General features: G+C 51.7%; 10 protein-coding genes and 2 pseudogenes. 8 read left to right on the top strand and 4 right to left on the bottom strand.

Annotated features, from left to right (window positions below; translation table 11 throughout):
- Nucleotides 1-85 precede the first annotated feature (85 nt).
- Nucleotides 86-595, top strand: a complete 510-nt coding sequence (locus CRD15_RS09950; protein ID WP_187402450.1) for a GNAT family N-acetyltransferase — start codon at nucleotides 86-88, stop codon at nucleotides 593-595.
- 15 nt (nucleotides 596-610) lie between these two features.
- On the opposite strand, the gene CRD15_RS09945 is transcribed toward CRD15_RS09950, so the two are convergent.
- The 3 genes and pseudogenes from CRD15_RS09945 to CRD15_RS09935 form a co-directional block, all read right to left on the bottom strand.
- On the bottom strand, nucleotides 611-1336 hold the full coding sequence (locus CRD15_RS09945) for a hypothetical protein (RefSeq protein ID WP_187402449.1): 726 nt from the start codon (nucleotides 1334-1336) through the stop codon (nucleotides 611-613).
- Nucleotides 1337-1587: 251 nt separating this feature from the next.
- Nucleotides 1588-2815 (bottom strand): annotated as a pseudogene (locus CRD15_RS09940) (IS3 family transposase).
- A gap of 654 nt (nucleotides 2816-3469) precedes the next feature.
- Complete coding sequence (locus tag CRD15_RS09935; protein WP_187402448.1) at nucleotides 3470-5341, bottom strand: DUF262 domain-containing protein; 1872 nt, start codon at nucleotides 5339-5341, stop codon at nucleotides 3470-3472.
- Between the two features lie 149 nt (nucleotides 5342-5490).
- On the opposite strand from CRD15_RS09935, the pseudogene CRD15_RS10255 reads away from it, so the two are divergent.
- Nucleotides 5491-5689 (top strand): annotated as a pseudogene (locus tag CRD15_RS10255) (hypothetical protein).
- A gap of 285 nt (nucleotides 5690-5974) precedes the next feature.
- Here CRD15_RS10255 and CRD15_RS09930 read toward each other — a convergent pair.
- Nucleotides 5975-7167, bottom strand: a protein-coding gene (locus CRD15_RS09930; protein WP_187402447.1) for an IS3 family transposase whose coding sequence is annotated in 2 segments (ribosomal slippage) — nucleotides 5975-6888 and nucleotides 6888-7167 — 1194 coding nt in all. Because the reading frame shifts where the segments join, the coding sequence is not laid out codon by codon here.
- On the opposite strand from CRD15_RS09930, the gene CRD15_RS09925 reads away from it, so the two are divergent.
- From CRD15_RS09925 to CRD15_RS09900, 6 genes are read left to right on the top strand one after another with little or no spacing between them, the layout of a single operon-like run.
- On the top strand, nucleotides 7166-7402 hold the full coding sequence (locus CRD15_RS09925; RefSeq protein WP_187402453.1) for a hypothetical protein: 237 nt from the start codon (nucleotides 7166-7168) through the stop codon (nucleotides 7400-7402). The genes CRD15_RS09930 and CRD15_RS09925 overlap by 2 nt on opposite strands.
- Entirely contained in the window at nucleotides 7399-7632 is a 234-nt protein-coding gene (locus CRD15_RS09920) for a helix-turn-helix transcriptional regulator (RefSeq protein WP_187402446.1), read from the top strand. Before CRD15_RS09925 ends, CRD15_RS09920 begins: the two co-directional genes overlap by 4 nt.
- Nucleotides 7616-10537: an ATP-dependent DNA helicase gene (locus tag CRD15_RS09915; RefSeq protein ID WP_222866597.1), complete on the top strand. Its 2922-nt coding sequence runs from the start codon at nucleotides 7616-7618 to the stop codon at nucleotides 10535-10537. The genes CRD15_RS09920 and CRD15_RS09915 overlap by 17 nt, the downstream gene beginning before the upstream one ends.
- The gene (locus CRD15_RS09910; RefSeq protein WP_222866596.1) at nucleotides 10534-12276 is read left to right on the top strand and encodes a site-specific DNA-methyltransferase; all 1743 of its coding nucleotides are present in this window, start codon (nucleotides 10534-10536) and stop codon (nucleotides 12274-12276) included. The genes CRD15_RS09915 and CRD15_RS09910 overlap by 4 nt, the downstream gene beginning before the upstream one ends.
- Nucleotides 12277-12279: 3 nt before the next feature.
- Nucleotides 12280-14931, top strand: a complete 2652-nt coding sequence (locus tag CRD15_RS09905; RefSeq protein WP_187402445.1) for a DEAD/DEAH box helicase family protein — start codon at nucleotides 12280-12282, stop codon at nucleotides 14929-14931.
- A 6-nt stretch (nucleotides 14932-14937) separates the two neighbouring features.
- Complete coding sequence (locus tag CRD15_RS09900; RefSeq protein WP_187402444.1) at nucleotides 14938-15744, top strand: abortive infection family protein; 807 nt, start codon at nucleotides 14938-14940, stop codon at nucleotides 15742-15744.
- Nucleotides 15745-15953 lie beyond the last annotated feature (209 nt).

The following is a 15953-nucleotide window of genomic DNA, read 5'->3' as shown; positions in this document are numbered from 1 at the left end:
TCACTGACCTAACCCCCAACCCCCAGGACACGCGGCTCACTAGAGCCACTTCGCCCTGGGGGTTGCTTTCGCTACGCTAGATTTCATGGCTTCTGAATCTGCTACCCCTGAACAGTTCACTTTCCGTCGCGCGGTCGAGGCCGACCGCCCGTTCATCCACAAGATGAACGAGGAGACGGACACGTGGGGTGATCCAGATAGGGAATTCTCGGAGACGTTCGACGAAGACACCGTGTTCTACGTCGATGGCTGGACTGAGGGACAAGGTGGCGTCATCGTCGAAGAAAACGGCGAGGCCATCGGCGCCGCATGGCTGCTCGACTCCTCGGCGGACAACCACGGCTACGGCTACGTGTCCGAGGAATACCCCGAGGTAGCGATCGCGATGGCGCCCGGCAGTACGGGCAAAGGACTGGGCACGAAGCTGATGCAGGCGGTGCTGGATCAGGCGAAGGCCGACGGCAAGCCGGGCGTAAGCCTGTGCGTCGTTTTCGGCAACGACCGCGCGAAGCACGTCTACGAAAAGATCGGATACGTCGACAAGGGCGTGGACGAGGCCGAGCACGCGCACGTGATGCTGTACGCGTTCGAGTAACGCAGGTTCGGGGAGTTAATCGACGTCACTGTCGGACAGCTTTTGGTTTGCCGGTGCAGCAAGGCTGGCTAAATATTCTTCTGGAGTTTCGTAGAATTCGTCCCAGCCCTCTTTGAGGATGCTGTGTGGCCGCCACATCATTCGAACTGAAATTGGCCCCCTCACAGGCCCCGTAGCATCCTCGTCCCACTCTGGACTCAAGCCGTAGCTTTCCAACGCATCGACAATGATCTGCGTCGCCTCGGCCACTTGACCAGAGAACGACCGGACGTAGAACTGGATTTCTACTTCCTGCAAATCAAATTCTTCCGCGATCTCATAGGGGATCAGCGCCTCGCCAACCTTTTCGTCATCACTGTCTATCGATCCCCAGTCATCGAAAACCCAGATGCCCACGCCTTCGGCGCGCATTTCCAGGATGGAGCATTGCAGGCGATCGAAATCGGTGACTTTTCCTGACCAGGCTTCCATTTCAGCTGTCAACGTCAGGGCTACCTCGTCCAAAAAGTCCTTGGACAAGTCAAGGTAGTTTTCATGGTGAGTTGGTAGCTCTGCTAGGCGCTGTTCCCAGTCTTTAGGAACATCCAAGAAAACCGGGAAATTAACCAGAGTACCTACAAGTCCGTCGTAACTTTCCGCCCCAGATACCAGTGCGGCTCGGAGCGAACGGATCAGTACCTGAGATTCCTTAGGAGTAAGCAGATCAGCGATTTTTTGTGGTGAGCGTGTGGGTTTCGGCATGTCAAGAGCATACCTTTGCAATTTGATACTTACACGTTCATTTTGATACAAGACTGGCTTGGGGCAGGTTCATTCGGTAGGGGTGTTTTCCAAAGACGGGGGTAGGAATTGCTGGTTTTTATTGCTGTGAGCGAGTTAGCTGGCCGATTCTTCCTCTTTGAAGATGACGCTGATGGCTCCATTAGCGTTGATAATGGCGTGGTCGACGAGGGTGTTCCATGTGAAGCGTCCTGGGTTTAGTTCCGCTTCTTTTACGGCCCTGTGTTGATGGGCTCGGTGAGATAGTACTCGGTTTCTATTTCCTGTGGGGTGGCGTAGTCCAATGCTTCGTGAAGTCGCTTAGTGTTCCACCAATGCACCCACAGCAAGGTGGCCAGTTCGACTTCCCCGACCGACGTCCACGGGCCCTGGGCATGAATCAGTTCAGCCTTGTAGAGACCATTGACTGTTTCGGCTAGAGCATTGTCGTAAGAATCGCCGACTGTTCCCACACTCGGGCGGATTCCTGACTCAGCTAGCGCAGTGGAATACTTCAGTGACACATACTGGCTGCCCCGATCGCTATGGTGAATCAGCTGGTTTCCATGGATTCGCCCTGCAGTCGTTAACGCATGCTCCAAAGCCTCCATCGGCAGCGCGTCGGTGCGCATTGTCGAGCGTGTAGCGGCACCAACAATTTTTCGGCTGAATACATCCACGACAAACGCGGTATAGGCGAATCTTGACAGGGTGCGAACGTAGGTAATGTCGGCAACCCAAAGCCTGCCTGGTGCCTGCACACGGAAGTTTCGGCGCACAAGGTCCGGGCGATGATCCGGTGTCTTCGGGCTAATCGTTGTTACTGGGGTTCGCCCACGTCTACGGCCAGAAACGCCTGCGAGCTTCATCAGACGTGCGGTCTTGTCGCGACCAATATGAAAGCCTTCACGGTTCATCGCGTGCCACATTTTGCGGATGCCGTAGACCGAGAAATTCTCCGCATGCACACGCTGTATCTCTGGGATGAGCAGGCAATCGCTTAAGGCCTTTGCGCTGGGAACACGAGTGGTCGCCTTGTGGTAGCCACGAGAGGTAATGAATCCACGATCTGCTTGTTTTAGAACTCTGCAGATGGGCCCGGGCCCCAAATTGATCTTTGTACGCGTCGATGTAGGAGATCATTTGGTCGTGGGTCGGTCGAGTTCCGCTGCGAAAAAAGCCGAAGCTGTCTTAAGAATCCCGTTTGCTCGCTTCAGTTCGCGGTTTTCTCGACGCAGACGCCTGAGTTCTTCTTCCATTGTTTCGCCGCCTGAAGCGTCAGAATTATCGCGTACTGAAGCGCTGTCACGGTACCAAGCCCGCAACGTGTGGTGGGATACTCCAAGCAGCTTACCGACCTTGCGTGTAGGCGCGTTGCAGTGAGCAAGACTCCAGGCGGACCATTTCGATGATCTGATGGACCGCCTTCTCCTTGAACTCGACGGAATACTTTCTAGGCATAGTTCAATCCTTCCTTAGCTGAGGTAGGAACTAAACCCAGGACGCTTCAAAAGGCACCCGCGATGGTCGCCTTTATGCGCACCAAACGAGGCTTCACCCGGGTAGCTGATACACCACGCTGTAGGGTGCACTCCGGCCCGCATTTAAATTCTGGTGAAACTTGTGCAGAAGGCAACTGCGGAAGCCTTACAGCGCGTGGTGCGGTGAGCAAAACGGAAAGTAAAACTCTCAAAGTCAGTTCCAAAGGACAATTCGACAAGTTGCGCCACTAATGTTGGTAGACGGATCTTATCGGTTCGTGCAAGAATGCAGGCACGGGGAAATAGCCGTGAGCCTCCTCTATTTGTTGAGTTATCCATGACGCTCATTTGTTTGGTCGGGTAGATCGGTAGCTGTGCGCGTAAAGATGTAGGAACGCCAGTCAAGAAAGCATGCGTCGAACTGTCCAGACAGGCGCCCTAGAGGTAGTGACCGTCGCTATCTAGGACTGCTTAAACATCGCATTGACTCCTATTGCGACAGCGACGGGATCGATTTCACCCTTCAGCCAGGGGTCTATTCACAAGCTGCAGGCAAATCGAGTTTGAATACGCGAATAAACCAACGAAGAATTGCCATTCGCGCAAATTTGGCATTTGGCCTCTGATTTAATGGTTATCGGTTTCGATAGTTGAATTGCTCATAGCGTGCCCACAGGTTATCTTCGAGCATCGGCTCTTCTTTTACCTCGCTGTTTGAGCTTCCGATTCGCTCATAGTACCGACCGTCATACACAACAAGGCTGTTTGAAGACTCTGGATAAAGGGCAATGATTAGTCTCGTCTCCCCCTCAGCATTTCGAACCAAAATTGTGCGAAGGCTCGAGGCAAGCCTTTTCTTCCAAGGTTCGTCCTCTACTTTGTCACTCTCAATTATCCACTTGCTGAGAGTTTCCATCAGCTCATCAATGTTCATTCCCAGTCTCTCAAGCTCATGATCGACGCCCAAGATGTCATGGAAGATGTCATCGGAAGATTGGCCCAATTTCAATGGTTCAGTGTCAGCATGCTTGCAAACATGTTCAGTCGTAGATTCTTGGTCGGAAACCCCAATATAGATCACGCCAGAGCTACTGGGCTCGGTGTTGGCCATGGCTGACGCTGTTTTGATGATTTTTTCAAAAAACGCACGGCGTTCCTGGATTTTTGTGGTTACATCATCAGATCCATAATGCAGCAGACCCGTTTTAAGTTCGAAAAAGCGGTTTTCATGCGCGTAGCGCTTGAAATCGATTTTGAGTTTTTCCAAATCTTGGCGGGCAATTTCAGCTGAACTTGAGTTTATTTCCTCGAAGCCGCCCTGAATAGCTCCGATAAATTTATTTACAGCTTTTCTTTTGTCGGCTGCAGTCCACGTTCCTCCGCTTTCGATTTTGTAAGAAGCCCAGTAGTCCTTAGTTTGTGAGTGGATATATTCGTAGTCTTCTGGCGCGAGGTGCTTTTCATGCAACAATTTGTAAAAGGCGAGAAAAGCTATTTCGAAATACCTACTGGAAGAATTATTTGATTTCTTTCCAGTGTGAATTGTCCAGTTAGACTTCGCATCTTGATATCGTGCAATTTTTGACATCAAGCTGAGGATTGATGCGAAGTCTTTTTCCAAGTTATTCAAATCGCTTCGCTTGGAAAGCTCCTTTATGATTCTCGTATTTAATGTACTGCCCTCCTCGTATGCCGAATTGCGAATATCGCTGGACGAATTTTCCTTGAGCTCTAGGATGATATCCAAGAGAATATCCAGGATAAGCTGCTCATCCATAGACGAACGCAAGTCATCGCGGCGCAGTACGTTCTCTTTGATCCAATAGATTTCGTCGACAGGCAGACCACGTTGGTCTTCGTCATTCTTCCAGGTTAGTGCATTTTCTTGCATTTCAGAAAGGGGCATGATTGAAGTACGGGAAACATCGCCACGTGTTTCAGCTGAGATTTTTCTTACAAGCTCAGCAATTTTGGTGAGACTTCCTGCTTGTCTCACTTCTTGCATCCCAAGTTTTCGACCGGATGAATTGATTCTCTGAAAGGTCTCATCAACCGCACTGGACTTGCTGCTCTCGTAAGTGGAAATAGGAATCTGATACTCGGTGATGCGCACAGCCATTTCCTGGTCCATTACTGGTTCGCGCTGAGAAAGCATCCCCTGATCCTTCAGCAATTTTGTGTACCCCCACGACTCCAAATCAAAGTATCGACCTTCGAATGGGTATCGATTTTCAATGAAGGAGACTATGGCATCAATCCTCTGCAGTCCGTCTACAATTTCAAATGCTCCATTGAATTTATCTGATTTTGCCAACAGAATAAGAGGAATGGGGATTTCATTTACGATTGAATCGATCAGTTTTATCTTTTGCTCTTCAGACCAGACTAGCTTTCTCTGATACCGCCGGTTTACTGAGAAATTTCCCTCGAAGTAATCACGGAAAATCTTGTCGATTTTTGTGCCGTCGACGGTTGTTGTTGATTTCTTTGATACGTGGGGGCGCATATTTTTCCTTCAAGCGTGGGTGGTTGTTGTTCAAGAGCGGTTGCTGCCAACATTGCGATTGCTAATTCAACCCAGTAGTGCAGCGGCAGCGGTGTCCAACTTATCGCATTTTCGTGGTGCGTGTGTAGAAACGTATACCCAACCGTGACGTGTCCCAGGTTTTGTTCCGTTTGAGTAGATGGGAAAATCTGGAATATGCCAAGGAAATTTGACCAGGATACCAAGGACCGTGTGGTCCGTCTCGTGGAAGACCGCATCTTGGCGGAAAACATGTCGATGCAAGCCGCGCGCCAGGCAGTAACCCCAAAGCTGGGGGTTTCATGGCACACAGCTCGTCAATGGACTTAAGCCTGCCCGCCGTGCGGGAAACATCCCAGAACCTGTGCCTAAAGATTTGGCCGCCGAAAACGCTAGGCTACGCCGTGAAAATCACCAGCTACGCGACACCTATGAACTTTTAAAAGCTGCCTCGGCTTTTTCGCGTCGGAACCAGGCCCAAAACGTCGGAAATGATCCGGTTTATCGATGAATACCGGAGTAGTTTCTCCGTCGAGTTTATCTGTAAGACGTTGAAAAATAACCGGGCTGGTGGGTTGGGCCTGGCCCCCGGAAAGTGGACACGTCGGGGGTTAGCTATGCTGCTTTGGTCAGTGTAGCTGAAATCTCGGCTTCAAAGACATCAGGGGCTACAAGATTGCACCACGAGTGTCGCCGGCGCGTGTTGTAGCGCATGCACCATCGAAAGACTTCTTGGCGACAGCTGATTGGACTGTCAAAGACTTTCCGATCACGTAGTACTTCACGCTTTAAGGTGGCGTTAAATGACTCTGCCAGGGCATTATCGGCGCTAGTTCCCACCGCGCCCATGGATTGGCGCACACCAAGTTGGGCGCAGTGGTCTTGAAAAGCCTGTGAGGTGTACACACTGCCATGATCAGAATGGAAAATTGCCCCTTTAAGGCTTCCGCGGACTTTGCTGGCATGAGACAGAGCCTCGATAACCAGCGATGTCCGCATGTAATCAGCTATCGCATGACCAACGAGCTTGCGCGAGTAGGCGTCAATGACCGTGGCAAGGTACATGTTCTTGCCGCCCTTACACGGCAGGTAGGTGATGTCGCCTACATAGACGTGGTTCGGCCTGTCTGCGGTGAATTTACGGCCTACTAGATCTGGCATGACTCGGTGACCAGGCTTGCGCCTGGTGGTGATACACCGACGCCGCTTAGTAAAGCCTTTCAGCCCCATGGATTTCATGATGCGTGCGACCTTCTTGTGGTTGATCGGGCCGAAATCCGTATCACTGTTGAGGCTTGCAGCGATTCGTTTAGCACCATAAAGCCCGTGCTCATCATCAAAAGTGGTCTTGATTTTTGCACCAATAAGGGCATCGGAACACATCTTTAACCTACGATTTTCACGGGTTTGCACCCATTTATAAAACGAGGAGCGATGGAGCTTTAACACGTGACACATCCGCTTAACCGAGTATTCGGTTCGGTGGTCATAGACAAACTGGAAGCGGATTACCAGCGTGTCTCTTCGGCAAAATATTTCGCGGCCTTGCGCAGGATATCGCGTTCTTCGCGCAGCTTTGCGTTTTCGTTTTCTAGCTGGCGGATCCGTTCGGAATCATTCGCCGCTTGGGCTTTATCATGCACAGCTTTAATGCGCGCACGCTTTCCGGTGCCGTACTTCTTGATCCAAGAATGCAACGAGGCACGGTTGATACCGAGCTCTGCTGATGCTGCGTTCAGCGAAAGGTCCTCATTGTTCTCATAGAGAGCCACAGCATCGCGTCTGAACTGTTCGGAGTACCTGGACATGATGGTAGATTACATTTCTTCCCAGCCCGACTGGGCTGGATATCAGGTGTCCACTTTCCGGGGGTCAGGTCCGGTGTTCTTCTCCTTCGACGCCACCAAGGCTTACGGCACCGGAGCCGAAGATTCGGTTGCTGACAACCAAATCATCCACCTCGACGAAGACACCGAAGCCCTCTACGGCTTCACCTGGAACCTCGAAACCGACCAGCACGAAGCAGGAGGCGACCAGCCATGATCATCACCTTCAAACCACTATGGAAACTCCTCATCGACCGCGACATGACCCGCGAAGACCTACGACACGCCACAGGCCTGTCACCGCCCACCATCGCTAAACTTGGCAAAGACGGCAACGTCACCACCAACGTCCTTGCACGAATCTGTAACGCACTCATCTGCGACGTTGCCGACATCTGTTCGGTAGTTGCGATGAAGGAGGATAAGGCCCATGATGAGCAGCTTTGACTTCGGCCATGCGAACCCAGGTCAGCGCAAAGCAATCGAAACGACTGAAGGCCCGGTTCTGATTATTGCGGCACCTGGAACCGGTAAGACGTTTACGCTCGTAAATCGCGTCGTATATCTGTTGAGCGAGCTCAAAGTAGATCCGGAGTCGATTTTCGTCGCTACCTTCACCGACAAGGCAGCTAAAGAACTCGTCACGAGGATTTCCAACGCCCTCGAAGAACGTGACCTGCACATAAACGTTAACGATCTATACGTAGGAACTTTCCACTCACTCGCTTTGAGGATCATCAAAGAAAACCTTGAGTACACACGCTTGAAGACGGGTTTTCGTGTGCTCGATCAGTTCGATCAAGCCTATCTGGTATTCCAGAACTTCCATCGCTTCTCCACCATCGACAACATCGATATGCTGCTGCCACAGAAGAGCAAATGGTACAAGGCGCAGAAAATATGCGGCTGGGTCAACGCTCTTGCCGAAGAGCTGATCACGCCAGAGGTTCTTGTATCAGACACCAGCGTAAAAGAGCAGGTTCTCGCACGCATCTACCTCACATACAACGAGCTTCTTGAAGATCAAAACATGCTCGACTTTGCCGGGATCCAAGTCGAAGCGCTACGTATGCTGACGCAAATACCCGAGGTTGCTGCGAAGTATCACGAAGCTTTGAGCTACTTGATGGTCGACGAATACCAGGACACCAACTACATCCAAGAACAGCTCATCTTTAAGCTCGCTAACACTCGCAACAATATCTGTGTCGTCGGTGACGACGATCAGGGCCTCTACCGTTTCAGAGGCGCAACCATCCGAAACATCCTCCAGTTCGATGCGAACTTCCCAGCTGGCGACTGCACCGTGATCAAGCTCGAGAACAATTACCGCTCGACACCAGGCATCGTCAACTTCTACACAGACTGGATGCAAACCACGGACGGAGCGAAGTTCAAGTTCGACTGGGGCGACTATCGTTTCGACAAGAACATCGTCGCTGCCGGGCAAGACGAGCCCGCCTCGCCGACAGTTATCAAGGTTGCAGGTGATGACGACCCCGACAACTGGCACGGTCAGATTCTCGAATTCATCAGGGCACTCGAAGCAAGCGGGAAGCTAACTGACTACAACCAGATTGCGTTCTTGTTCAAGTCAGTGAAGAGCAAGAAAGTCAAGGCTCTGGCTGATTATCTTGAAGCTAACGGTGTAAACGTTTACTCGCCACGATCAGCGATGTTCTTCGAACGCGCCGAGGTGCAACTCGCACTCGGGTGCCTGCTCCTTGCCTTCCCGAACTACATCGCCGCATTTGATGCTGAGGAATACCACTGGCTCAACGAGAACTACCAGAAATTCATCATCGACTGCATCGTGCGAGCCAACGAATATCTCACCGAACCTGACGCGGCCGAGTTGCGTGCTTGGGTGCGTAGACACGGTATCGCACACGATGGCCTTACTGAACCAACGGACTACACTTTCTCTGGTCTTCTCTATCAGCTCTTTGCCTTCGAACCTTTCCGAAGCATCTTGTCCACACCGATGGACACAGGAATAACTGACCTGCGACCAGTTCGCAACCTCGCCCTACTCACGCAGCTGGTTGGAAAATTCGAGTACCTGCACAACGTGATGCTTCTGTCTCCCAAACAGTTCCATGGCAAACGCCAGATCGACGCGATGAGCGAACGGCTCTTCAACCTCTACTTCCGTCTCCTGTGGGACGGCGGAATCGGCGAATACGAAGACGACTCCGTGTACGCACCGTCCGGTTGCGTATCGTTCATGACTATCCATCAGTCCAAAGGCATGGAATTCCCGATCGTTCTCACTGATTCCCTCGACTCGGTGCCGCGCAAACAAGAAGACAAACTCCTGACAGACATCATCGAACGCCACGGGCACCGACCACCATTCGAACCACGTGAGACGATCAAGTTTTTTGATTTTTGGCGGCTCTACTACACGGCGTTCTCGCGGGCACAAAACCTCCTCGTGCTCACCGCCGACGAATCAAAATCCGTGCCCTCCCAGTACTTCCGCCAGGTGTACGACGGGATCCCCGCGTGGAACTCAGCCGCAGTGAACCTAAGCGACAACGAGTTCGAAACAGTTAAAGACGTGAACTTGAAGCGCTCGTTCTCCTTTACCGGCGACATCACTGTCTATGAAACCTGCTCCATCCAGTACAAGTTCTTCAACGATCTGGCCTTCCAACCCGTCCGCGTCAACGCGATGCTCTTCGGTCGTCTCGTGCACCAAACTATCGAAGACATTCACAAAGCCGCCTTGCGTGGCGAAGAACACCTCATCACGAAAGACAACATTGCCACCTGGTTTGAAGCGAACTACGCCCACCTGTCCAAAGCTGAACGCGTCTACCTTGCAGAAGCCCCCAGGCGAATCGCACTCAAACAAGTCCAGCGCTACGCCGAGAAACAGAAAGGCGGCTGGGACCAGATCAAAGAAGCCGAAGTCGACATCTCCCTGGTCGAGCCTGACTACATACTTAACGGCACCATCGACCTGATCAAAGGCGAAGATGACACTGTGGAGATCGTGGACTTCAAAACCACGAAGAAACCCGACCTGCACACCGAATCCGAACTGCTCGAACGCTACCGACGCCAGCTACACGTGTATGCCCACCTCGTTGCCGAACGTACAGGGCAACGCGTCTCGAAAATGCACCTGTACTATACGGGGGAAGACGATGGATCCCCGCTAATCACGTGGAACTACACCACCACCGCAGTGGAAGGCACCACCCAAGCTTTCGACCACGTCGTTCACCAAATCTTGTCGAAGAACTACTCGACACCCGCCCAATCACTCAAAACTTGCCGCGAGTGCGACTTCAATGCCTACTGCGCACAAGCGACCTTCCGAACAAAGGAGAACCCACAGTGATTAACGAACAACAGAGCTTCGAATTCGATAAGCGACCCACGATCAAAGGGTTCCCCGAACTGCGATGGACAGGCAAACGCCCATACGAATCCACCGTCTACTATCCGGCACAGCTCAAAGAACGCTACGGAAAGGAACAGGAAGGCGGAGCACATGACGGGTGGATCAACCAGATCTACTGGGGCGACAATCTCCAAGTCATGAGCCACCTCCTCGGCAAGTACCGAGGAGCAGTCGACCTGATCTACATCGACCCACCATTCGACTCCAAAGCCGACTTCAAGAAGAAGATCAGCCTGCGAGGGAAAACCGTCACCAACGACTCCTCATCCTTCGAAGAAAAACAGTACGGTGACATCTGGACTAACGACGAATACCTGCAGTTCATGTATGAACGACTCATCCTGTGCCGAGAACTCCTCTCGAACACGGGTTCTATCTATGTACATTGCGACTGGCACAAGAGCCATCATTTGCGGATGCTTTTGGATGATGTTTTCGGCCCAGACTCCTTTGTGAACGAAATTGTTTGGATCTATAGGACTGGCGGAGGATCAAAGCGGTGGTTCGGAAGAAAACACGACACCATTCTCCTGTACTCAAAGACTGATGCATACAAGTTCAATCCATTGAAGGAGAAGTCGTATCTTAGCCATAAGTATGGTTTTACAAACGTAGAGATATATGAAGACGAAGACGGTCGTCATTACACCCTCGCGGGTATGCGGGACTTTTGGGAAATCGACGCACTACGGGGAAATCAACCTGAGACAATAGGCTATCCCACGCAGAAACCCGAAGCTCTTCTTGAACGCATGATTCGGGCCTCATCTGATCCCGGCGACCTTGTTTTCGACTGTTTCATGGGGTCAGGTACTACACAAGCTGTGGCGATGAAGCTGGGGAGGCGATTCATTGGTGCGGATATCAATCTTGGAGCAGTTCAGACGACGACGAAACGCCTAATTGGCGTAGCCCAAGGTATCGAGAGTGATGAGAAAGGCAGCCTTCTTGCCTCAGATTCTGAGTTGAAAAATGAGAAGTTCACTGGTTTTGAGGTTTACAACGTTAATAACTACGACTTCTTCCGAAACCCGCTGGAAGCGAAGAAGCTCCTGATGGAAGCGCTTGAGGTGCAGCCGTTCGAGCAATCAAATGTATGGGACGGCGAGCTCGATGGGCGCATGGTGAAAATCATGCCAGTTAACCGGATTGCCACAAAGGCTGATCTGGAGGAGATCAAGGCAAACCTTCCGTACAAAACGTACGAGAAACGCAAGGCTGACAACCCGGGAAAGCCAGTCGAACACATCACGCTCGTGTGCATGGGGCACGACGCCGATCTCAAAGCTTCCTTGGAAATAGCTCTCTCGGAGTACAAGATCGACGTGGAAGTCGTCGATATTTTACGTGATCGAAAGGAGCTCGAGCTCAAGCGTGAAGCAGAGGCTGAGATTGTCCGCGAGGGCGGGAAACTGGTGATTCGTTCGTTCTACCCGCTGAACTTAATGCAAAAGCTTTCGCTCCAAACGGAGACAGTGGACGATTGGCGGCAACTCGTTGAGTCGGTGATGATCGACTGGAACTTCGACGGCGTGGTCATGGAACCAACCCTGACCGATGTTCCCGACAAGAAGGAACTTGTTGCAGGAATCTACGACATCCCGGCTAATGCGGGCACGATCAAGGTCAAGATCACCGATGCCCTGTCTGAGTCACTCGAAATCGAGGTGAACTAGGCCATGGCGAAGAAAACTCAATCTTTCTCCTCGGATTTCGCTTTCTACGAAACCTTATGGGATTTTTACTCACAGAACCGAGGCAAGATTCGCTCCCGCTACAACGATCTGACAAAGAAGTTCTTGGCCTACAACGACGCTAATGAACGTTCAGACGCGTTTCTGCGGCGTCCACAGTTCGAAGCTCTCGAGATGTACGTGTTCATCAAGGAGTTCTTGAACAACCAGCAGGTGTACGAGATCTTCGATGACTGGCGCAACCTTGAAGGCAGATTTTCCGAGCGCTCGTACTACTCGCTAACTAAAGGTGACCAGCTGCTGTTAACTGACGCGACCACTGAGATCCAAACCGATGTGCTGTTTAAGCAGATGAAGAAATATCGGGAGCCATACCCCAACTACATTTATGCGCTGACCATGGGTTTGGGCAAGACGATCCTGATGGCGACGTGCATCTTCTACGAGTTCTTGCTGGCTAAGAAGTATCCGAAGGATCAGCGTTTCGTTCACAACGCTCTCGTTTTCGCTCCCGATAAGACGGTGTTGCAATCACTTCGTGAGATCGTCACCTTTGAAAAGACGCTGGTTATTCCGCCCGAGTATGCGCGCGTGCTGGATGCAAACGTGAAGTTTCATTTCCTTGAAGACACTAGTACAACGCTTCACACGCTCGATGACTCGGATTTCAACATCATCATCTCCAATACGCAGAAGATCGTGGTGAAGAAGAAGCGCACCGCTGACACACCGACTGAAACGCTGTTTTCTGCTGCAAAGACCTCGAGCCTTCTCGGCGGACTGTACGGGGATCTCAGTGAGGATGAGGCCACGGATGATTCGACGTTGATGGAGAACCAGCGCTTCCAGAAGATCACAAGGCTTCGCCAGCTCGGAGTCTACGTGGACGAGGCTCATCACTTGTTCGGCGCAAAGCTGGAGAAGTCGTTGCGTTCGAAGACGGCGGAGAAAACGTCGTTGCGAGACACCATCAACCTTCTTGCTGAGCGAACCTCGATCGTTGGCTGTTACAACTACACTGGCACTCCATACGTTGATCGGCAGCCGCTTCCCGAGGTGGTCTATGCCTATGGATTGTCGGATTCGATTCGTAACGGCTACTTGAAGCAGGCCCGTCCGCAAGCGTTCGAGAATGTGAAGTCCGAAGATTTCCTTCGCACCGCAATCACCGAGTTCTGGGAGAAGTACGGCGGGCGGTCCTATGAGGGGCTGACACCGAAGCTGGCAATATTCGCGTCCACCATCGACGAGGCTCAAAATGAGGTACGCCCGGCCGTGGAAAGGATCATCGCCGATCTAGGTCTTGAATCTTCCAAGGTGCTTATCAACGTGGGAAACGAGAAGATCACCAAGGACGAGGACATCCGCCTGTTCAACGAGCTCGACGTACCAGGCTCTGCTGGAAACGAGCGTCAGTTTCTTGTTCTTGTTGGTAAAGGACGAGAGGGGTGGAACTGTCGTTCACTGTTCGGTGTAGCGATGTTCAGGAGCCCGAAGTCGAAGATTTTCGTGCTTCAAGCAACGATGCGTTGTCTGCGTCAGATCACAGACGATCAGCAGACCGCGTCCGTGTTCTTGTCGAAGGAAAACTTCGACATCCTCGATTCGGAACTCGAGAAGAACTTCAACATGGATCTCGACGGCTTAGAGAAAGGCCAAGGATCTGAACGTGAGATCTTCCAAGTGCGCATGCTTCCACCTGAGCGAACGATCACGTTGAAGCAGATCTACCACGAGTACTACCTCGAAGAAATCTCCTCAGATGAGCCTCTCACTCTCGGACTACGGGAGCTCGGGGATGAGATGTATGAAAAGTACAAGGCAGTTCGGTATGAGAAGACCTCATTGACATCAAATTCGTCGGTGAAGCAAGTCGACATTACCTCCGAGAAACAACAAATTATTTACTCACTGTTCACGCTAGTCGGCGAGCTGGCACGGTACTTGAACATGTCACCTCTCCACATCCAAAAGATGCTCGAAAGCTCCGTCGATGGAGTGGGCCGAATTCTTGAGGTGGTGAACATGTATAACGAGGTGGTCGAAGACGTCATCGTGCCCGCGATCTTCCACTCACGCTATGAAGTTCATAAGCGGATACATAGCGAAGACCGTGAACTTGTTCTGCTTCGAGCACCGAAAGATAAAGGCTTCTGGGAATTCAAAGCAAAGCCTGAACTCGTCGTCGAGCACGCGACAAACCGCCTCAGTGACACGCAGAAGGAGAAAAGCTTCCACGCCGACACCTACTGCTTCGACTCGAAGCCTGAGCTTGAATGCTTCTGGCAGTACATCGAATCAGAGAACGTTGAAAACGTGTACTTCACCGGGATGTTCACCGCAAACCAAGGAGACCTAGCTATCCAATACTACGATCCGCAGTCGCAGCGAATCCGCTCCTACTATCCAGATTTCGTTGCGAAAATGGTTGACGGCAGTCTTCAACTGATCGAGGTCAAGGGCGACAACATGATTGACGATGAACTCGTCAAAGCCAAGGCGAACGCTGCGGACGAAATGACTCTCGAAAGCGACGTTGACTACATCATGTACGCAGGCTCGCGGATCATGAACACGAACGTCCTCGAGCCCGAAGAATCAGAAGAGGCTTTGTTCGATGGCAGATCGGATAGCTGAGCCACGATGACACCACGGCCGCTGAAATACCACGAATACCGCCCCTTTATGGATTTTCTTAACGAAGGTGGCTATGTCCTGAACTTCTCGACACCTGATTTCGACCGATTCACATACTCGATCATCGGAATCAGGCTCGTCGAGCATTTCGGGCTATCCAAAGGGAAGTCTCTCCAATCCTATGTGGAATCGGCGGACCGAGCCAACTCCGCCAAGCTGCTGAGAGCGCTCATGGACGAATGGGAGCAAGCACAGCGGCCAAACGCAAATCAGACGTCGATCAGTCTTGCCGACCGTTGCTACAAGATTCTTAGTGAAATCTCCGCACAAACCACCGATGGAGGGATCGGCGAGCGACTTAAGCAAACTGGCTTTACAACCGATTATCTAGATGAACAACGCGCGTTGCTGTGGGAGAAAGCAAAAACGCACCCAACAGCCACCATTGGCGTCGCAAAGGAACTCATTGAATCGTGTTGCAAGACAATTCTTGAAGCACATAACGTCCAGCACTTCAAGGAGGATAGCCTGCCGAAACTCGTTGACAAGACGCAAACTGCCCTGACGATTAATCCTCGAGAAGTCGCCGAGGATGTACCCGACCCCAAAACTGTGAAGGCACTACTCGGAAGCCTCGCAAGCGTCGCACGGCAGCTTGCAGAACTACGCAACAGCTACGGCATTGGGCACGGGAAGGCAGCTTCATATAAGGGATTGTCCGGACGTCATGCGAACCTTGCAGCGGGAGCATCACTAGCCCTTGTGGACTACCTATGGGCAACGCACCTCGAGAGAAGTGCGAACGCTCACTGATATCTCGGGTAGAGATAAACTTTTCGGCGCAACTAGAACCTTTCGGCGGCAGGTTGCTTCTCGGAGTTACGGGGGTAGCCTGCTCAGCCGATCAACAGAAGCAACGCATGCTTGTTTTGCCATATTAGCTTTCGTCGCGAAAGTGCGCCCACACCCGGCAGTAATGTTTGCCTAGGAGCGAGCCATTTCAGCCGCGTTCAGCCAATGGT

The organism is Corynebacterium sp. LK28, from assembly GCF_014335105.1.
GTDB lineage: Bacteria > Actinomycetota > Actinomycetes > Mycobacteriales > Mycobacteriaceae > Corynebacterium > Corynebacterium macclintockiae.
This window is presented reverse-complemented; position numbering and strand designations above follow the sequence as displayed.